Source organism: Acidithiobacillus sp. TH-A117, assembly GCF_057473465.1.
The window spans coordinates 1-17,866 of record NZ_JBYCKQ010000037.1 but is presented as its reverse complement, the minus strand read 5'-3'; the positions used below and the strand labels follow the sequence as shown (position 1 = coordinate 17,866).

Below are 17,866 nucleotides of genomic sequence, written 5' to 3'. Positions count from 1 at the left end.
ACATCAGAAATTATAGGGGATCGTTGCAGTAAGTTGAAAACTGGGAGCACTGCTGGTCATTCCAGCAGCGAGGTTCATGATCAAGGATGTTTTGGGTGTGAACGCATAGGTCATACCTACATTGGCTTCAGCCACATTGGCTCCGCTCCCGACGATCGGCGTCCAGCTCCCTCCGGGAGTGCGAATTTTTGTGTCGCTCTGAAGGCGATCAGCAAAAGATGTGCTCAAACTCAAACGATCGTTGAGTGCAAAAGCAACGCCGAGGTTGTACTGAAAGGCATTTCCTAAAGCCACCTGACCAGGCTGTATCACATCCGGAGTCGTACTGATATCAGGAAAATTCTTATTTAGATTATAATAATAATTGACACTACCGAAAAAAATCGCCGGATCAGAAGTAGCCACAAAGGACAGACCTGGAGTTAAAGTCCAGACACCATTACCGGTAGGCAAAGCTGTAGGTACTGTCAAATTACTGTTGTTAGAGTCAGGTTGATAGGTTTTGATACCATAGGGATTGATACCAGTAGGAGCAGTGATCAACAAGCTTCCTGTAAGACTCGGCCAGTTTTTGCTTTCCGCTAGCAACTGGTAATAAGCACCAAAACTGATATCACCGAGGCGGGGACCATGAGTTGTAACTGTAGCCTGCCCCAATGTATCGGCGGCATAACCCTCCCCTCCAATTTGATAGGTAGTCTGTCGATAGATGAGAGGAACGTTCAGGACTAATTGCAATTTTTTGGTAAGTGGATAGTATGCAGATTCGGTGAACGTGTAAATGCTTGATTTTACCTTGGAAACACTAATATTTCCCAGGAAGATTGCACCAAGAGCAAGAAAACCATTAAGATTGAGCGTATTTTGATCTGAATACGCGTATGACACACTGGACTGCAAGGTTAATTGAGGATAGAAAAAATCCGAATTTTGTTGCAAAATTGCCTTTTTGCTAGCAGACTCTGGGGGAGCTTTCACTACAGCATAACCTGCGCATGCAACTTCAGCATTCAACAACATAGGGATACTAGCAACAGCAAGACAGAACATACGGCCACGATGCATAATCAAAACTCCCCCATTTTACAGGTCAAAACACCCAGTTGCTTGGCATACCCCAGCAACCGGGGTGTTTGTTACTTCCGCATGGTAGCGCAAGAACCAATAAAAAACCAGAGAAAATGTCAAAATAACCGAAAGAAAATAACTGGAGTGAAAAAAATCATTATAAACTTAAATACAGAGAACCATGAATAGAAGAAACTTCATTAAGTATGGTGCATATTACTACCTGGCGCCACGGATAATGACAACTTCAGACATCATGACAGATAAGCACAAATTCAAAATTATTCCTAAGAGCTTGTGGGTTTGGTCCACAAATATTACCAACTTAAAAGACGTATCTTTATTTGCGTTAAAATTCGGCTTTAATCCGATTTACATATCGTTACCACTTAAAACCAATCTATTATTAAAGAAAAATGAAATAGCACAAATGAAAAAAAATGGACAAACAATTTATATAGCCGGAGGAGATCCAAAATGGATTCAAGAAAATACTGGGGTATCACAATTCCAAAAACTCATTGAACAAGCGTTTATTGTTAATGCAGACGGCATCGCTTTAGACATTGAGCCACAAACCACCAAAGAATGGCACAGTAAAAAAATAGATATAATAGCAAAAGAATATAACAGGTTGATACAAAAGCTTGGGTCCTCCGCCTACGCCCATAAAATCCCCTTGGTAGTAACAACAACACCAGAATACAGCAAATTAAAAACAGAAACAGGAAAAAGTTTGATAGACTCGGTTGGCGATATTTCTCAGTATATAGTATTGATGTCTTATCAAAAACACACCAAAGAGGCTTTTCGCAAGGCTACAGGATCAATACAACAACTCGAAGTAAATAATACTCCGTTTTGGTTTGGAGTTAACATTTCAATCATGAAAGACACTGCCTCTAAAATCATTCAAAACACTTTGATGATTAATTCACAATTTAGAACAACCAAAGGATTTATGGGAATCGCGTTCAATGATTATGAAACAATAAAAAACATCCTCAATTAAAGAAATCATATTTAGTCTGCAAGGTCACCATCAATAGAATTTAAAGCTACTTCATCTTTGACAATAGGTTTACGCTTTGGATGCCCCCATTTTGTTCGCCAGGCGAATAATGTGCCAATTGCTCTTTCGACATCAACAATTTGCCGATACCCAAAAAATTCTAAGCTACATGTAAGCGCAACCTTAAAAATATCAATATTGCTTTCATAACGTTTGGTAATCAAATTATCAAAAACTACAGCAGAAACATTAAGAAGCCCTCCCCACAAAATTGCCAATATAAGAAAAAGCACAAGAAATTCCCAATTTATCCACCCAAGAAAAAAGAAAAAAACAACACTAATATAGCCTGTTAACTCTATAAAAGGTCCAAGCATTTCAATAAACAAAAAATATGGATAAGCAATGAAACCTACCAGTCCATATCTTGGATTTAAAAACATTCCACGACTGTGCCAAAGAGCTGAAACCAGACCCCGCTGCCAGCGATTACGTTGCATAAGAATTGATTTAAAGTCAGCAGGAACCTGTGTCCAGCAAACCGGCTCAGGGTCAAATGCAACATGGTATTCCATATTGCTTTTAACACAATAACGATGAAGACGAACGACAAGGTCCATATCTTCACCTACAGTATGTCTATACCCACCGATAGCATGAATCAGATCTTTTCTAAAAACTCCAAAAGCACCAGAGATAATTAATAAGCTGCGCATCTTGTCCCAAACAACACGGCCAGCAAGGAATCCCCTCAAATATTCCGCAATTTGAATCCTCTCTATAATTGAAGCTGGAGCTTTAATGCGTGTTACCGTACCACTAACAACCTCACAACCATTTAGGACTCTTACAGAACCACCAGAGGCAACAATACTCTTATCATAAAGAAAATGGTTAGCCATTCGCATCAAGGCATCTGATTCCAACAAAGAGTCGGCATCCATTGCACAAAAGAGGGGGAATTTAGAAACATCAAGTCCTGCATTCAAAGCATCCGCTTTACCACCATTTTCCTTGTCCACAACGAAAATATTAGAATATGCACTCGAGGCATACAAGGCATTGATAACTTTGTACTCCAGGCGTTTCTGAATAGGTTTATCAATTTTTATCAATGAAAAATGATCAACCAATATTTGAAGTGTATCATCAGTCGAACCATCGTTGACAACAATTATTTCAAATTCAGGGTAAATACATTTCTGCGCAGAGATAACAGTTTGCAGAATATTTATAGATTCATTATATGCAGGTATAATAATAGAAATTGGTCTCGGATTCGAAGTGTGCAACAAGTTTTCCAGATCCTGGTCATTCAAACGCACAATAGAATTTTTTCGCAATTGATTAAAAGCATATAAAATTATTCCACTATAAATAATTGCTAACAAAAGAAAATACAAAAGAATAACATATTGATAGGCAATCAAATATGATCCAAGATCTCTAAACATCGCGACTTTCCTCTGCAAGTACATACCGACATACCGAACTTCTAAACGGGTCGGCTTCCTTTTTGATATCATTTACAGATATTATATTGTTAACAACCCGCTCTAATTGTTCTTTGGCCCCAACCTGTAAGAGAGCTCTAGCAGCATTGAGGCGAACATAATATGCCGGATCTCCAAGCAGACCATATAGAATGTCGCTTATTTCCTTAACACGCAGGATACCAGCCGATGTACATGCGGTCGCACGTACTCTCCAATCCCGATCTAAAAATCCTACCTTAAGGGAATGTATATTATTTTCAACTAGATCAAGTCCACTTAAAGCTCTTAAGCAAGCGATCTTAATAATCGTTAAATCATCGGTTTCATTATTAGCTATATGACTATAGACATCATTTATTTGAGCACTCATTGTGCTAAGTCTAAGCTTTCCTACAGCTGATATAAGCGATGAATATATGGCATCCTTATAGTCAATTGTTTTTAATAAGATTGCTATCTCTTCAACCAGCGCGGCTTCTCCAAGGGTAGATTTCACAGAATTACCCGCCTGAATAATTAACCCTTCCTGCAATCCTCTCGCTATCTTACCATTGCTTCTAATAAAATGCACAAGCTTTGTTATATCATTATGACTTACACTTAATTTTGCGACCGAAAGAAGACAAGCAGCACTCAACTTCCCATTATTATTTTTTTTAGTTTCATTGTCAGCAGCTTCAAAGAAAAAATCTTTTAATCCGGGAAGTCCGATACGATTAAGCTGCAAATAAGCATATAACCTTTTTTCTGGATAACGACTTTTAGCCTTTTCAATATAATATGGAATAGCATCAGAAGATGAAAGTATAGCAATCAACTTATTAGATATATCATAATTGTCACTGCAGGCTAACTCCCGATATGCAGCTATCATTCCGTCACGCTCAATTTTTGTAAGCGAGGTAACCTGTGCGACAGCCTCAGTGAAACTTGTATGCAAAAAAATGTTTTTATATTTTATGGTAAATGAATTTAATTCCTTAGCATACTTTTCTGTTCTTTCTTTAGAATACCAGAGAAGTAATAATGTAATAATGAATAAACATATTATTACTGCAATAGACCATTCTAATATTTCTTGAACCTGTGCCCCATTGTTATACATGAAGATATTCATTATTTACCACCAGTAGCGTATATAACCGAGTCCACCGACACGATTATAAAGTGCTTTGCGGTATTCCATAAAAGCTTCAACCCCTATTTGAACATGAGCAGTCAGCCTATACCTATCGCCTACTCCAAAATTCACACTCGGCGTATTAAGTATTCCGAGATTTATTCCAAGATTTTCTCCTGCCATACCCCATGAAATATTACTATACAATTGATTTGTATTACTAGAACGCCATTCAGGGGAAAGCATTATACTATAAGCAGCTGTTTGTGGAACATAATATAGCGTCATACCTAATGAAGCCGGTACACTGAAATAGTAACGCAACCCTCCTGATAATACGGTTGCAGATAGCGCAGTAAATTCTAACTGTCTTATTGAACCATAAACGTTAATATTTTTAATTGACTTGGATATCCCAGCAGAAAAACTATAGTGTGCAATAAAGTTATTTTCTGGACTATACTGACCACCAACATAAGCATCATACCCATGCGGTAATGCGAAATAGTATACCCCCTCTATTTGCGTTGAATCTTGATTGAACCTGTTCCAACGACTAACCGAGAGATATAATGCGCTTTTTTTAAATGATTTATTAATTACGATACCAACTTCATTATCGACTGGATAATTTCTTGTGCTTGTGGCTGCCCCCCCATACACCATTAGATAATTGGTATAATATTTCGAAATATTTTCTCTAGATGCTATTAATAATTTTTGTTTTTTTGGTAAAGTATTATAGTATTCAAGTGCCGAGTCATCATGATAGGTGCCTAATAAAAAATTCATATAATCTTTAGATAGGCTTGCATCTTGAGGATATTTTTTCAATAATTCTGTATATATATTAAGCGCGCGTATGTTTTCTTGTTCTTTTATATAAGCTCTCGCCAAAAGTACGCCTATAGTCTTATCTGGATCAGTTTCTATAAAAAATGGTTTGATAATGTTTATTGCTTTTCTAGACTCTCCTCTATCGATAAAAAATGCCGCCCGGGATATGGCAATTTGTTTTTCTATATTCTCGGCTTCTTCACGCAAGGAAATATTATCTGGGTATTTTTTTATCATGGCAGTAAAAATTTCAAGGGCTTTATCAAGGTGACCCAATCTATATTCTGAGCGCGCCACTATCAACCCCGTTCGATAGGTGTTTATCCCTTGTTTAAATAATGGATTGCCAAGTTTTATAGATTTTTTATAATTTTTTCTGTTAAAATAATCTTCTAGCAGCTCTATTTCCTTAAAATTGTGGTATTTTGCTTGCAGCATGTTAATTTCTGGATTCCCAGGATAACGCATGGAAAGTTTATCAAGCGTCTTTATAGCCTCATCCAGTTCATGATTGGCGAGTAGTGCTCGCGAATAAAGGATTCCTGCATCATAATTGCCATGGGTTTCAAGGTAGTATTTTCTAGCTACAACCAGTGCATCTTTTCTTTGGTTGTCTATCAACAATCGGTTTACTCCCTTCTCAATACTTTCTTGTTTTATAATTTCCCCCGATGCACCCAGAGGAATTAATAGCATTGCAATCATCAATGTATTAAAAAACAATAAAGTTTTATTTTTTTTAGAGCTAATACAAAAAAAACCTCCTAGAAAATCTCTCCTAACCATTGTCCCCTTCCCCTGTTTTCTTATAATCATTTACTGCCAATAACCTTGAGACTCGCGCCCTAAACCTTAATAACCCTTTCATACATGCATTTCTAGGTGTTTAGCAATTAACGTGCCATATTTTTATCTTTGAATATCAATGCGTTGTAATTCTGCTTTATATTCAAGGCGCTTTCTCTGTAAGGCATTAATTACATAAATAAGAAAAAATGTAAAATTTTCTTTTTAATCATATTGTTAATCACAAAGTCAACTTGATTCATATTTATTACAACCATTCAAAAGTCCTAGCCTTTGCACAGTGATAAAGTAAAATATCAGTATGCAATTAATTCCTAATCTTCAAACACTTCACTGCTTGGTGATTAAAAAAGGTTTAGACTTCTTTATTCTATAAAATTGTCGACAGTTCTTTGTTTATAGAACCTTCAAGGGTTTCCTATCTAAATCTTGTAGTTTAGTGTAACAACGTAACGAGGATATTTATGTTATTGGCGGAGAGGGTGGGATTCGAACCCACGTGGGGCTATTAACCCCCATCCGATTTCGAGTCGAATAACCACCCCATGCAAAAACAATGCCTTGCAATGTTTTCAATAGGTTACAACTCCCGCAATTTCCCAAAATCACCCGTTTTTTCCCGAAATTGCACACCCAATTGCACACATTGCACACATTGCACACGTTCCGTTATGCTCCTTCATACCGCTATAACACAACAGCAGAGGACACCATGGCGAGCATATTTCAGAACGGCAAATTCTGGCGGGCGCAGATTCGCCGGAAAGGTTATCCCATCATGACCATGACCTTTGACACAAAGTTGGAAGCCCAGCGCTGGGCGGTCGAGAAAGAAACGGAAATTGGACGGAACAGCCCGGAACAGGTGCGCCAACGCATAGAAAACCGCCAGTTTACCCTGAATGATGCGTTGGACCGATACGAAAAAGAGGTTTTGCCGGGCAAGAGCCCCTCTGCCAAGCGTACAGAACCGTCCATGATTCGCGGGCTGCGGCAGGCATTGGGCACTCTGCCCTTAGTGGATGTAACGGGAGGGCAACTCACGAGTGCCATCCGCCGTTGGCAAAATGAGTGTGAATGGGGCGCAAATCATATACGCCTACATCTGGCGTTACTGTCCTTTTTGTATGGTGTGGCCCGCAAAGAATGGGACATGCCTGAACTTATCAATCCTGTCCCTCTGGTACGTAAACCCAGACTCCCCAAAGGACGCGACCGGCGATTGGCTGGCGATGAAGAAAGCCGGTTGCTTCGGGAATGTGAAAGCATCGACCCTGAACTAGCGGACATCGTGCGCTTTGCCATAGAAACCGCCATGCGCCAAGGGGAAATAATGGACATGACCTGGGAGCATGTGTACCTGGACCGACATATCGTATTCCTGCCCCGCACCAAAGACCCCAAAATAATAGAAAGCCGCACCGTACCCCTCTCCGAAGCCGCTGAAGAGTGCCTAGTGCGGCAGCGAGAACGCCTACACAACAGTGACAGGAACATTTCGCAGCGAGTTTGGCGGATACAGGTAGAACAATTAAAATATGCTTATGCCACTGCCAAACGTCGTGCGGGCATCACCGGACTGACATTTCATGACCTGCGCCATGAAGCCACCAGCCGCCTGGCAGAGAAAGGCTTGCCCATTATGACGCTGCAAGCTATTACGGGACATAAATCCATGCAGATGCTGAAACGCTACACACACATATCGCCCTCTGCCCTGGTGTCGGCATTGCGAGGGTGAGCTATCCACAAACAGCTATTCCCGGACTTCGTACTGACAGCGACAATGCCCAGCCGCCCCCCCCCGCTATTATTTCTGTGCTACTCTTATTAAGTATGACAACAATATCAATTATCACCATTAAATATGGCCGTCATACTTAATATGTGAGCATTAGCCCGCTTGGGACCAGAGGGCGGCTACAACCAGAACACCACCACCTTTTTGCCGTCCCGTTGCTCGATATGGCAGGCAATGGGTTCCCCCGTCCGGTCCAGCTTTTCCAGCACGACAGACCGATTGGCGTCCTTGCGATACAGCCAGCCCAGAACGGGAGTATAGCTGCCGCCTGCAAGGCCATCCAGCCAGATGCCTACCGCATCCGAGTCAAAGGGATTGTCACTGTCACGCTGGATAAATGCCGGAAGGTCGCGGGGAATGCCGGATAGACCAGAGAGGGCAGGGAACTCACGGTTAAAGGCGAGATTGGATTGGCGTTTCATGGGTCGGTCCTCATGACGGGTTACATAAGGGTATAGCGGATGAGGGAGCGGTGCGCAGCGGGGGATTTGGTCAAACTGTTGTGGTAACATATAACGAATGCTGGATAAATCTACTTGGTTAAAACCGGATTTCAGGAGCACACAATAAACCCTATGGAAAAGGAAATTATCTCAGAAGGCTTGCAGTCACTGCGTGATGAGTTTGTCGCACTCCGTGCCGAGCTGCGCATAGAGATGATTACGATGAAAGAACGCTTGAGACGCATTGACGAACGGCTTGCTGATAACCCACCCCCTATCGAAAATCCCCGGCGTCTGCTGCACATCAAAAACTGCGCGGATTATTCGTCCGCAGACATCAATCAATTATCAGAACGCTTAGGTATTTGCGAGCAGTCCGTCAGGGTGCGAATAGAAAGATTGGGAAAAAGTCTGGCAACTTTGAGTGGACATGCAACGATTCCTGAGGATGAATTATCCCCGCACAAAAAACTGGACCTTGCAGAGGCACAAATGCTCAATATGCTGACCTTTGAGACGCTTTCCTGACACGAAGGGACTGCATGTGCAACGTATCGGTTTACAAGCAGACTGAAGCGTAAGCAAGGAAGTTATTATCCTCCGGTATAGGCAAAGGATAACAGGGTCCTTTTGGCGTGTCGCACAAAACAAACGTCATCCTGGAAGGTGGCTTTTCGTACCACTTCCGGCGTGGCATAAGCTGTAGTGACCGAAATTGGCCGCAGTGATACCCTTGGTCTGGCTGCGGCGCAGGGCGTAAATGGCCTGCAATTCGCTACGCACTACACTCAACTCCATGTCAATGCTCACCATATTGAAATCCTGTTTTTCTCGACGATGAAGCAGGCGATGGCGTAAATCCTGGAGTTCTTGTATACGGCTTGTCCAATCTGTTTCGTTCATGCGTTCTCCTCCTTTTTATTTACCCCGGTTTGATGTTGGGGATAAAGAACTTGATTCATGCGTGTCTGCGGTTAAGGGTTCCACCACGCAATCTGTGAGTCGCTAGTGGTTATGGCTGTCAAGGGCACTGAGATAGTGTAAGAGGTAGGTGATGGCGTGGCGGGGGTGGTTTGGCATCCACCAAAAAAGCAAGCAAAGCCATTAAAAATGCTTCCAAACAACTGACCGATACCATTAAACAATCCGGGAGTGCATGCCTGTGTGGCCTGCGCAGGGCTTAATGTAATCGAGATAGGGAGACCAATGGCTTGTTCCTTAGCGCCTAGCGGCACAATGAATGTGGGCTGGGATTGTGTATTAGCCGTTGCTGCAGATTTTTCCATGCCATATTGTTCCCCGTTTAAAATATGTTCAACGCCAACCATCTGTGCGTTGGACTGGACAAACAAGTAGCTGACACTGGCTCCGACCAGCAGAAAAATGAGCAAGGAAACGAGTATTTCCACTAAACTGAAGCCGGACTCATTGCGTTTTTCCCGTTTATTGGAAAGTAAGTTTGGACGACCCATCGGTTATGCTCCAAGTAAAAGGGGATGTTGGGTTTTTGGCTGTACAAGCCACAGGAAGATGGGGAATGCCATTATCCGGGAATCCTTTAGGATTCAGTACCAGACAGCTAAATGATTTATTATTCAATGTAATCTGAACGTTTTTCGGAAGTGCATAATTTTGGCTAACCGGGTTACTCCCCAACGATATAATGCTAAGTTGCCCATTGTCGGCATTCCAGGTCATTTCTGCGCCTTCGTCCGTGAGCGCCTTTACGGTAAATTGACGCACCGCCCCCTTGAGAATGGAACCAGCAGTCGCGTCTGCGGTCGGCGAAATCCACGATACCACCGCGTACCCCCCTGCCGCCAAAATCGCGAGTATAGCCAGAACGACCAGAGTTTCCATCAACGTGAAACCACGGTTTTGCGTTGAATTCATTTTCAGCTTATCCATTGCAACCCCAAAAGACCGATAGATTCCTGGGTCATACTACTGATGGATGGTGAAGTCGCACTATATTTTGAGGCGTTCAGGACGGTTGGATTGAATGTGGATGGGGCTGCATTATTATTGTCTATCGTGGTGGTTCCGGACAGATTATTGCTTTTCCCCTCTGCGACAATAAAACCATATTCTGTAAGGTTGTCGGTGGATAAGTTGCCGCGCGAAAGAATATCCCCGTAGACGGAAGCGTTATTGCCTATAGTCGTCGTACCATCCGCATACAGCGCAATATTACCGATGCTCGCAGGTATATATTGTGTTCCCTGCGGACCACAAAAGTTAGTAGGATAAAGCCCCGCTGATATTTGGTTGGCAGTTTGCGTCGGCCACCCGCAAACATCGGTGGGACCCGCGTAATTGGGAGCGTAAACCGTACCATCGTCTTTAATGTTACCGGTGCTGATAATGGCGTTATCCACAACTCCGGTGGACAGGGTCACATTGCCGTTAAAATAAGCGGCACCGGGAATCAAAAGAGCGGGCGTCGTTGAGGACGATGTAGTTCTCAAGGTCCATGTGCCATTGCTGTACGAAAGTGAGGTACCTGGTGCGAAAATCGGAACCCGGTTATAACAGTTCCCGGTCCACCATGAGTAGCCCGTACAAATCCCTTGACTGACCGCCGTAGGAGATAATCGGTATGGCCCATTATCCAAATTTTCATTTCCCGCAATATTTTCCAGTGAAACTCTCGGATACGTTTGTCCATTCATCGGCGGCTCAAATATGAGATTCGCTTGATTTTTGAGCGTTCGCGCTGAAATGTTGACCTGTGATTGTGTGGAGTGCTGAATGATAGACGTAAAACCCGTAGGAGCCGTACCACCGCTAGGTGTAGTTATGGTCTTTGAAGTTTGCAAATAGGTATGCTGTGCTGCCGGAGCCTCATTCACAATTTTATCAGCCGTGGTTTTTCCGTTGACAAAAAGACTCGTATTTTCTACGCCGGGAGCATAGGCGACCGGGCCTAGCACGGCTTCGGCAATAGCTGATGATTGACCACTCATTCCCTGAGAAATGACGGTAATCAAGCCGGGGGCTGGCGGAACTGCGGAATTATCCGACGTTTTCTCGGCGGCAATCTGATAAGTGTTACCCACTATACGCACATCCACGGTGGCGTTGATATACGGTGTGCTGTTTTTTAAGCTAATGTTCTTGATGTCTAAAGCGCCGGGCTTAAAGTAGCCGATGGCACCTAAACCGCCGTTGGGGGGTATGACCGTGTTGCCACTGGAGTTCCCCCAAAAGGCATTGGTGATAGCGCTGGTCACTTGACAAATCGGGTTGGTCCCGCAGCTGGTTTGTGCGCCATGTGCCGTGTTCGGTCTCGTCTGTACCGCATTCAGAAAGTCTTTCACCCCGGCTATACCGACCAAGGCTGCCGTGCGTGATTCGTTATAATTTGCCATTTGGGCCGTAGTTTCGGCGTTTTGTTGCGTCAACTCAATGGAAGCCGCAGCAATCAGTCCCGCGATGACGGAAAGGGTGATAACGGACAAGATTAATGCGGCACCAGATTCTTCATTTTCACGGTTTTTACCGGTCTTGCGTGTGGCCTGGCTCCACTTTTTAACCGTGTTTACATGGCGGGTAAGCATACGGACACCTCCGTTGGAGCCATTCCATGGGCAGATTTGTCCGTAGCGACAATGGCTTCTGGTGTTGTTCCTGAGTAAGCCTTGCCCAGACAAACCGTGTCATTCACCGGTTGAGAAAAAGACCAGCCCTTACCGACCGGATAATCCGTTGTCTGTTGGTTACTGTGTATAGGAGAACCACAATCGGAATGTCCATTGTTCGCGGAACCTTTTATGGTATAGGTCAACATATTCCCCGTAAGTTGCAACGTACCCTGGCACAACTCATCGCCACCTTTGGTGTGCGCAGTCAGCCAGTAGAAAGAGATGGAGGAAGCCGTGACGGCTATAGGCTGCGCAGGGATTGTCACTCCTCCATTCAAGTTTGAATTACCTCCCGTAGCCGTTGTGTGAAAATGGTTGTAACCACCAAAAAACAGTTCGTCAAAAAAATTGTTACCTATATTATTAAAGAAATTAAATCCTTCACCAAAAATCCCCTGACTCGGGCAGTTTCCATATAATAGGGTACTGAAGAAACTGCCAAAACTGAATGGTGTATGCCCGTTATTTTCCTGTGTGGTACCGCTCGAAAGCACCGGTGCAGCGATGGAACCCGCAGACGAAACGGTATCATCCAATGCGGCTTTCATCATCAAAGCTTTCTGTGTCCGTTGGGCCAGATGGTAGGTGGTCATTTGTTGCGCATATACACCCTGCATAAAATACAGTATGCCCGTTGACATGATGCCGACAATGGCCAGGCTGATCAACAATTCAACCAGGGTAAATCCTGCATTTTGTGACAAGGAAATGGATTTGTTTCCCTGTCGTGAATCCGTTTTGTCATTTTTCCTGTTGGCGGCCATCTTAAATATCACCCACCCTGCGCTTTATCTGCACCACATCTGCAAAGGCCAGAATAGCTGCAAAACAAAATGGCACCGCCATACGGGCCATGTCCAGTCCGCTGATGGGGATGTGCTGCACCATCCACCAGACCGGGAACAACAGGACATAGACGATGCTGACGATGGCTATGGCTGCCGATGCTATCCAGGCAGAAAGCCCTAACAGGGCATCGGGTTGTCGGGCATAGGCCCAGTGACCGAAAACCCACAAAGCCAAGGCGAATCCCAATAGCGTCCATGCAATAGTCATATTCATCAGCCTACCCCGGACCCGTGCAGGATGGCCTTGCCCATATCCAGCATGGGCAGGAACATGGCGACAATCAGTGTACCCACAATGACGCCCAGCAGTATCATGATGAAGGGCTCTAACAGTGTAGACATGCGGGCCACCATTTCATCGACTTCATTGCTGTAGTGGTCGCCGGTCTTTTGGGCCATGACTTCGACATTGCCCGACGATTCACCAATTGCTAACATGCGCACGGCCAAATCCGGCAACCGGGTTTCGGTTAAACCATCCGCTATTTTGCCGCCTGCCAACACGCTTTGTCGTGCCTTGGCAACACCGGCATCAATGACGGTATTCCCCGACACATGGGAAAGGGTTTCCATGGCTTCTTGGATGGGAACGCCTGCGGAATAAAGCAGTGCCAGGGTGTGCATGAAACGGGCGGTGGCTCCGAGTAACATCAGCTTGCCGATGACCGGAATCCGCAACAGCAGACGGTCTATGAACCAGCGCACCTGGTGCGAGCGGTTATAACCAAAAACCAGCAGCACGACGCTGAGCAAGGGCACAAATACCAGGAACAACACATTATTTTTCATCCAGTCGGAAAGATTGACCACCATCTGGGTCAATTCCGGCAGTTGCGCATTGAAACTATGGAAAAGATGGGCAAAAACCGGAATCACCTTGACCATCAGAATGACGACCACCACAATCATGACAGATACGGTGACACCGGGGTATATCAAGGCGGAGCGGATTTTTTTCTTGATACCGTAATCTTTTTCCTTAAATTCAGCGATGTTCTTCAAGACCGCTTCCAGGACACCGCCCTGTTCTCCGGCGCGAACAAGATTCACGCTGATATGGTCGAAGTATTTCGGGTACAGGGCCAAGGCTTCCGATAGCTGCTTGCCTTCCTGCAGCGCCTGCATCATTTTTTGTACCATCCGGCGCATTGCCGGTTTTTTGGAAGTCAGGTGCAACATCTGCATCCCTTCCATGGTAGAGACGCCCGCATTCTGCAACGTGGACAGTTGCTGAAGAAACGCGACAATATCCGCAGGCTTGATACCATCGCCGAAAATCGAGCCCGGCTGTTTCCTGATGCTCAGGTGTTCCCGATGAATCATGCCGCGCCTGCGCAACTCCACTTGCGCTGCTGCGAGAGAAACCGCTTCTACTTCCCCCGTGGAAACGGCCCCCTTTTGCAGAGGGTCCTTGTAGGTCCAGAGAAACACCTGCTTTTTAGGGGCACGTACAGACGCACTCTGCGGTTTCTTCGCTGGCCGCAGGTGTGCTTTTCGGGTGGAATCCACTGCCATTATCTCTCCCCCATCGCCATTTTGGGTGAATCATGCTGGATGACTGCCGGTGTATCGTTGGCCGCCATCCGCTCTCTTAACGCAATTAGTCCACGTTCCTGTATTTGTCTAGCGGCTTCCCGTGAGATACCCAGATAATGGCCCGCTTCTTCCAGTGTCATTTCGCAATAAAAGCGCAAGTAAACGATTTGCTGCTGCTTCTTGCGCAGGGTCTGCAGGTGCTCCTGGAGGACATGCTGGTCGACCAGGTCTCCCGGGTCGTTCGTCGCCGTACACATCGCTATTTCTTGTTCCAGCGTTTGCTGGGATACCCGCTCTGCGGGTGTGGCGCGACAGGTGGGCGTATCTATTCTCTCTGCAAAACGGGAAAAGGTCATCGCCCGTCCGGCGACCTCTTTAGTCCGCTCTGTCGGTTCCACTTTCCGCGTTGATGGCGGGCTTCCGGCCTGCGCGGAATGGTAGTCGGACAGGACCACTTTCCCCAGGCCCAACGGCACATGCACTAACAGGTTCCGGTTACAGGCTTCCTGGAGCCGGTTAATCACCCAGGCGCGGGCATAGGTGCGAACACTGGTGCCTTTACAGACATCGTAGCGTGCAAGCCCCTCAAGAAACCCCATCTTGGCTTCCTGCATGGCATCTTCTCGTTCCAGCAAACCACTTTTCATGAACCGGTCTACCATGCTGCGCAATAGCGGACGGGCCATTTTCAACTCAGCGAGCTTTTCCTGCTCGGTCAGGGTTACAGTCATTGCTATTTCCTTGTTCTTCTAGTGTTATGAGCGTTTCCTTCGGGGTCGATTGCGCAGCCTCCTGAAAAAGCCGCCAGCGTCGAAATTTTGAGGCCAACAATGCCAGTGCCAGACTCAGCACCAACGCGGTGGCCGGACCGACAAACAGTCCATCGTGAAAACCCTCGCCGCCCACGCCGAACCAGAAATCGCCTGCCCAATGACCCCACTGACCGGCACCCCAGACATCATCAAAAAGCATGGCAAAGTAGGTGAGGGGATAGGCCCACGCGGGATGAAAAGCAGGACTTAAAAAAGCCAGCAGCGGCCAGACCAGGAGGCCCGCGTCCAGAAAGTGATAGCCCAACGGTCCCCAATAGCCGGTATATACACCGACGACCAAGGCCCCCAAAAACAGGCCCAGAATTATCTGTTTGAAAGGGTCGTCCTGGGGGGCGTCCTGAACTGCAGGCAGACGGTGAAAAATCCGTCCCGGATGCTGAAAAACATTCTGTATCAGTTCTCGCAACGCATAAAAATGGAACAGGGAAAAAAGCGGAAAGCGATACAGAATGAGCAGGCTGACCAGCAACGGGATGCCTGCTCCGTAAAGGCCTGGACCTTCGAGGTACACCACCAGGGGCTGTTCCTGAAAGAGCAGCCAGAGGTAAATGACGGTATGCCAGAAAGCCCAGAGGTTCATAACCGCTTATTTTTTAGCCGCCAGTAGCAGTAGTAGCAGAATAAGTCACGCCGCCATTGCTGGTGACTGTTGCAGTGACAGGAACAGATACGGATGTATCTGAAGCTGTCACCACCCCCTGCTTATACAACATTCCATTAAGGTCCTTTTCCACAGTCGCTGATGTGGGTGCGCTTAATTTGATTGTTAAAGCCGTACCGCCGGAGCTAATGGTCAGAGCGCTAGCCGTTAACTTTGCCCCACCCGTACCAGCCAATGTTTGCGGAGTTCCGGCGGTTGTGCCGTATAGGCTTGCCGGAGATAAAGTGGCTGCCACACCCGCCTGCGCCTGCGCTTCAGCAGCTGTAGCATTTGTTATGGCCTCGTGAAAATCCTGCGCGGCAGTGGTGGCTTCAGATGTGCGCACATACGCCGCATATTGGGGAATGGCAATGGCTGCCAGAATGCCGATAATGGCAATGACAATCAGCAGTTCGATGAGGGTAAAACCGCCTTCGGCGTTGGCGGCGATGGCCCCGCGCTCATCGGCGAAGGCGGTGAGTTTAGCTTTCATACTCATTTGGTGTCTCCTTTTTGTTACAAAAGATGAAATTTGTGTTACTACGTTGGTCATTGTCTGCCGTTTTGTGGGCGATGAATAGCTGTATAAACTTGGACAAAGTTATACATCGACGGACAGAGAACGGAATTCACGCGGAGTTCAGGAGATTTTGCAGGGTCCGGCAGCGTTCCAGGGCGGATTGGGTATCGCCCCGTTGCAGAGACAGATAAATTTCGCGGGCGACACAGAGTTCATGCGTGGTGGGGTCCATGACTTCTATAGGCGGCTCTGACGCACAACACAGATGGTCCCGCAGCAACTGCTGGACATCGGTAAAAAGATAATAACGCCATCCTTGCAGATTTCGGCCCTGAGACTTCAGTTTCCCTTCACGGTCCCAGCGTCGTACCGTTTCCACGGTCACGCCCGCGCTTTCCGCCACCTTTTTGATGGAGACATACTGGTCCTGGTTTTCGGACTTTTCGGATTTTCCTGACTCAGACACCGGACATTTCCCCTATGCTCACCAGCGTTTCCAGGCTCTTGCGACTATACAAGCGCCATCCGCCTATCGTTCTCCGGTCGGGCATGATTTTCCCTTCGCTCTCCCATCGCCGCAGCGTGCGCGTGGAAACGCCCAGAAATTCGGCGGCATCGGCTATGTGCATGTACTCGGATTCGGATGGTTTTTGAGCCGTGTTTTGCGATTTTTTCGGCATGGGCACCCCTAATCTCCCTCTGTGAAAGCGTCCGTCCTATGCACGCGGCAGTTATTTGGCTCCTCACCAAACCGTTAGGAAAAATCATGACAGCAATTCCTAATTAGTTGATTTTGGCGGGATGTCAACGGCATCCGCCCTTGCGCCGAACACCGTCAGTGTCTTCAGTTTACCTGTATCCGAATCTGTTTGCCCCAAAATATGGGCGGCAGCTTCTATCTGGTCCAGCCTTGCTGCGTGACGTAAATCAAACAGACGGTCCACTTGCGGCATGTACCACCCCAAACGGCGGGCCAGTTCCGCTTTTTTGATACCTTGTTCCATCATCGCCTGATAAACGCCCAGCTTGGCACATTCCAGGGCTGATGGCTGCACGGTCTTTTGTCCGGGCTTCGGTGGACGGGCCACCGGCAGGGGCTTCCGTGCATCCACATAGAAGGACAAGCCGGTTTCCAGCGCGTCGATAGCATTGAGCAAAGCCTCCTCTTCATCCGCACCAAACGTCATGGCTTCGGGCACGTCCATAAACGTCACCAGTACCGTGCCATCATCCGGGGTTAACGTGACGGGGTAATCAAACA

21 protein-coding genes and 1 tRNA gene are annotated in these 17,866 nt (G+C 46.0%); 3 read left to right on the top strand and 19 right to left on the bottom strand.

All coding sequences use genetic code 11. From position 1 onward, the window contains the following. Positions 1-3: 3 nt before the first annotated feature. A complete protein-coding gene (locus tag AC2VLR_RS08915) occupies positions 4-1,065 on the bottom strand; it encodes a transporter (protein WP_486881817.1) in 1,062 nt (353 codons plus the stop codon). 184 nt (positions 1,066-1,249) lie between these two features. On the opposite strand from AC2VLR_RS08915, the gene AC2VLR_RS08910 reads away from it, so the two are divergent. Further along, positions 1,250-2,080, top strand: coding sequence for a hypothetical protein (locus AC2VLR_RS08910; RefSeq protein ID WP_486881816.1), 831 nt, complete (start codon positions 1,250-1,252; stop codon positions 2,078-2,080). A gap of 11 nt (positions 2,081-2,091) precedes the next feature. Here the strand turns inward: AC2VLR_RS08910 and AC2VLR_RS08905 are convergent, their stop codons facing one another. The 4 genes from AC2VLR_RS08905 to AC2VLR_RS08890 form a co-directional block, all read right to left on the bottom strand. Next, on the bottom strand, positions 2,092-3,534 hold the full coding sequence (locus tag AC2VLR_RS08905) for a glycosyltransferase family 2 protein (RefSeq protein WP_486881815.1): 1,443 nt from the start codon (positions 3,532-3,534) through the stop codon (positions 2,092-2,094). After that, the gene (locus AC2VLR_RS08900) at positions 3,527-4,693 is read right to left on the bottom strand and encodes a HEAT repeat domain-containing protein (protein ID WP_486881814.1); all 1,167 of its coding nucleotides are present in this window, start codon (positions 4,691-4,693) and stop codon (positions 3,527-3,529) included. Before AC2VLR_RS08900 ends, AC2VLR_RS08905 begins: the two co-directional genes overlap by 8 nt. A gap of 3 nt (positions 4,694-4,696) precedes the next feature. Beyond that, a complete protein-coding gene (locus AC2VLR_RS08895) occupies positions 4,697-6,349 on the bottom strand; it encodes a tetratricopeptide repeat protein (RefSeq protein ID WP_486881813.1) in 1,653 nt (550 codons plus the stop codon). A gap of 462 nt (positions 6,350-6,811) precedes the next feature. Further along, positions 6,812-6,930, bottom strand: a tRNA-Ser gene (locus tag AC2VLR_RS08890). Between the two features lie 122 nt (positions 6,931-7,052). On the opposite strand from AC2VLR_RS08890, the gene AC2VLR_RS08885 reads away from it, so the two are divergent. After that, positions 7,053-8,081 carry a site-specific integrase gene (locus tag AC2VLR_RS08885; RefSeq protein ID WP_486881812.1) on the top strand — a complete coding sequence of 343 codons (1,029 nt, stop codon included), beginning with the start codon at positions 7,053-7,055 and terminating at the stop codon, positions 8,079-8,081. 179 nt (positions 8,082-8,260) lie between these two features. Here AC2VLR_RS08885 and AC2VLR_RS08880 read toward each other — a convergent pair whose 3' ends face one another. Then, positions 8,261-8,563 (bottom strand): hypothetical protein, encoded by a 303-nt coding sequence (locus AC2VLR_RS08880; protein ID WP_486881811.1) that lies wholly within the window; start codon positions 8,561-8,563, stop codon positions 8,261-8,263. A gap of 114 nt (positions 8,564-8,677) precedes the next feature. Here AC2VLR_RS08880 and AC2VLR_RS08875 point away from each other — a divergent pair, with 114 nt between their 5' ends. After that, entirely contained in the window at positions 8,678-9,112 is a 435-nt protein-coding gene (locus AC2VLR_RS08875; RefSeq protein WP_486881810.1) for a hypothetical protein, read from the top strand. Positions 9,113-9,238: 126 nt separating this feature from the next. On the opposite strand, the gene AC2VLR_RS08870 is transcribed toward AC2VLR_RS08875, so the two are convergent. The 13 genes from AC2VLR_RS08870 to AC2VLR_RS08810 form a co-directional block, all read right to left on the bottom strand. Then, positions 9,239-9,487 carry a hypothetical protein gene (locus tag AC2VLR_RS08870; RefSeq protein WP_486881809.1) on the bottom strand — a complete coding sequence of 83 codons (249 nt, stop codon included), beginning with the start codon at positions 9,485-9,487 and terminating at the stop codon, positions 9,239-9,241. A gap of 71 nt (positions 9,488-9,558) precedes the next feature. Next, complete coding sequence (locus AC2VLR_RS08865; protein WP_486881808.1) at positions 9,559-10,056, bottom strand: PilW family protein; 498 nt, start codon at positions 10,054-10,056, stop codon at positions 9,559-9,561. Then, entirely contained in the window at positions 10,028-10,492 is a 465-nt protein-coding gene (locus tag AC2VLR_RS08860; protein ID WP_486881807.1) for a type II secretion system protein, read from the bottom strand. The genes AC2VLR_RS08865 and AC2VLR_RS08860 overlap by 29 nt, the downstream gene beginning before the upstream one ends. Next, positions 10,480-12,144 (bottom strand): hypothetical protein, encoded by a 1,665-nt coding sequence (locus tag AC2VLR_RS08855; RefSeq protein WP_486881806.1) that lies wholly within the window; start codon positions 12,142-12,144, stop codon positions 10,480-10,482. The genes AC2VLR_RS08860 and AC2VLR_RS08855 overlap by 13 nt, the downstream gene beginning before the upstream one ends. Then, positions 12,126-12,992, bottom strand: coding sequence for a prepilin-type N-terminal cleavage/methylation domain-containing protein (locus tag AC2VLR_RS08850; RefSeq protein WP_486881805.1), 867 nt, complete (start codon positions 12,990-12,992; stop codon positions 12,126-12,128). Before AC2VLR_RS08850 ends, AC2VLR_RS08855 begins: the two co-directional genes overlap by 19 nt. Before the next feature lies 1 nt (position 12,993). Then, positions 12,994-13,290: a hypothetical protein gene (locus tag AC2VLR_RS08845; protein ID WP_486881804.1), complete on the bottom strand. Its 297-nt coding sequence runs from the start codon at positions 13,288-13,290 to the stop codon at positions 12,994-12,996. Next, the gene (locus AC2VLR_RS08840; protein ID WP_486881803.1) at positions 13,290-14,591 is read right to left on the bottom strand and encodes a type II secretion system F family protein; all 1,302 of its coding nucleotides are present in this window, start codon (positions 14,589-14,591) and stop codon (positions 13,290-13,292) included. Before AC2VLR_RS08840 ends, AC2VLR_RS08845 begins: the two co-directional genes overlap by 1 nt. Then, positions 14,591-15,343, bottom strand: a complete 753-nt coding sequence (locus AC2VLR_RS08835; RefSeq protein ID WP_486881802.1) for a sigma-70 family RNA polymerase sigma factor — start codon at positions 15,341-15,343, stop codon at positions 14,591-14,593. The genes AC2VLR_RS08840 and AC2VLR_RS08835 overlap by 1 nt, the downstream gene beginning before the upstream one ends. Next, on the bottom strand, positions 15,306-16,025 hold the full coding sequence (locus AC2VLR_RS08830) for a hypothetical protein (protein WP_486881801.1): 720 nt from the start codon (positions 16,023-16,025) through the stop codon (positions 15,306-15,308). Before AC2VLR_RS08830 ends, AC2VLR_RS08835 begins: the two co-directional genes overlap by 38 nt. Positions 16,026-16,038: 13 nt before the next feature. Beyond that, complete coding sequence (locus AC2VLR_RS08825; RefSeq protein ID WP_486881800.1) at positions 16,039-16,584, bottom strand: prepilin-type N-terminal cleavage/methylation domain-containing protein; 546 nt, start codon at positions 16,582-16,584, stop codon at positions 16,039-16,041. Between the two features lie 130 nt (positions 16,585-16,714). Further along, positions 16,715-17,071, bottom strand: coding sequence for a MerR family DNA-binding transcriptional regulator (locus AC2VLR_RS08820; RefSeq protein WP_486881799.1), 357 nt, complete (start codon positions 17,069-17,071; stop codon positions 16,715-16,717). Further along, positions 17,064-17,285, bottom strand: a complete 222-nt coding sequence (locus tag AC2VLR_RS08815) for a MerR family transcriptional regulator (RefSeq protein WP_486881798.1) — start codon at positions 17,283-17,285, stop codon at positions 17,064-17,066. The genes AC2VLR_RS08820 and AC2VLR_RS08815 overlap by 8 nt, the downstream gene beginning before the upstream one ends. Positions 17,286-17,384: 99 nt before the next feature. Beyond that, a partial coding sequence (locus tag AC2VLR_RS08810) for a type II toxin-antitoxin system HicB family antitoxin (RefSeq protein WP_486881797.1) occupies positions 17,385-17,866 on the bottom strand: 482 nt, incomplete at its 5' end.

What these genes read in the sequence shown, in the direction of transcription:
- AC2VLR_RS08915 (WP_486881817.1), bottom strand. Translation starts at nt 1,065, where the DNA reads ATGCATCGTGGCCGTATGTTCTGTCTTGCTGTTGCTAGTATCCCTATG.
- AC2VLR_RS08910 (WP_486881816.1), top strand. Translation starts at nt 1,250, where the DNA reads ATGAATAGAAGAAACTTCATTAAGTATGGTGCATATTACTACCTGGCG.
- AC2VLR_RS08905 (WP_486881815.1), bottom strand. Translation starts at nt 3,534, where the DNA reads ATGTTTAGAGATCTTGGATCATATTTGATTGCCTATCAATATGTTATT.
- AC2VLR_RS08900 (WP_486881814.1), bottom strand. Translation starts at nt 4,693, where the DNA reads ATGAATATCTTCATGTATAACAATGGGGCACAGGTTCAAGAAATATTA.
- AC2VLR_RS08895 (WP_486881813.1), bottom strand. Translation starts at nt 6,349, where the DNA reads ATGATTATAAGAAAACAGGGGAAGGGGACAATGGTTAGGAGAGATTTT.
- AC2VLR_RS08885 (WP_486881812.1), top strand. Translation starts at nt 7,053, where the DNA reads ATGGCGAGCATATTTCAGAACGGCAAATTCTGGCGGGCGCAGATTCGC.
- AC2VLR_RS08880 (WP_486881811.1), bottom strand. Translation starts at nt 8,563, where the DNA reads ATGAAACGCCAATCCAATCTCGCCTTTAACCGTGAGTTCCCTGCCCTC.
- AC2VLR_RS08870 (WP_486881809.1), bottom strand. Translation starts at nt 9,487, where the DNA reads ATGAACGAAACAGATTGGACAAGCCGTATACAAGAACTCCAGGATTTA.
- AC2VLR_RS08865 (WP_486881808.1), bottom strand. Translation starts at nt 10,056, where the DNA reads ATGGGTCGTCCAAACTTACTTTCCAATAAACGGGAAAAACGCAATGAG.
- AC2VLR_RS08860 (WP_486881807.1), bottom strand. Translation starts at nt 10,492, where the DNA reads ATGGATAAGCTGAAAATGAATTCAACGCAAAACCGTGGTTTCACGTTG.
- AC2VLR_RS08855 (WP_486881806.1), bottom strand. Translation starts at nt 12,144, where the DNA reads ATGCTTACCCGCCATGTAAACACGGTTAAAAAGTGGAGCCAGGCCACA.
- AC2VLR_RS08850 (WP_486881805.1), bottom strand. Translation starts at nt 12,992, where the DNA reads ATGGCCGCCAACAGGAAAAATGACAAAACGGATTCACGACAGGGAAAC.
- AC2VLR_RS08845 (WP_486881804.1), bottom strand. Translation starts at nt 13,290, where the DNA reads ATGAATATGACTATTGCATGGACGCTATTGGGATTCGCCTTGGCTTTG.
- AC2VLR_RS08840 (WP_486881803.1), bottom strand. Translation starts at nt 14,591, where the DNA reads ATGGCAGTGGATTCCACCCGAAAAGCACACCTGCGGCCAGCGAAGAAA.
- AC2VLR_RS08835 (WP_486881802.1), bottom strand. Translation starts at nt 15,343, where the DNA reads ATGACTGTAACCCTGACCGAGCAGGAAAAGCTCGCTGAGTTGAAAATG.
- AC2VLR_RS08830 (WP_486881801.1), bottom strand. Translation starts at nt 16,025, where the DNA reads ATGAACCTCTGGGCTTTCTGGCATACCGTCATTTACCTCTGGCTGCTC.
- AC2VLR_RS08825 (WP_486881800.1), bottom strand. Translation starts at nt 16,584, where the DNA reads ATGAGTATGAAAGCTAAACTCACCGCCTTCGCCGATGAGCGCGGGGCC.
- AC2VLR_RS08815 (WP_486881798.1), bottom strand. Translation starts at nt 17,285, where the DNA reads ATGCCGAAAAAATCGCAAAACACGGCTCAAAAACCATCCGAATCCGAG.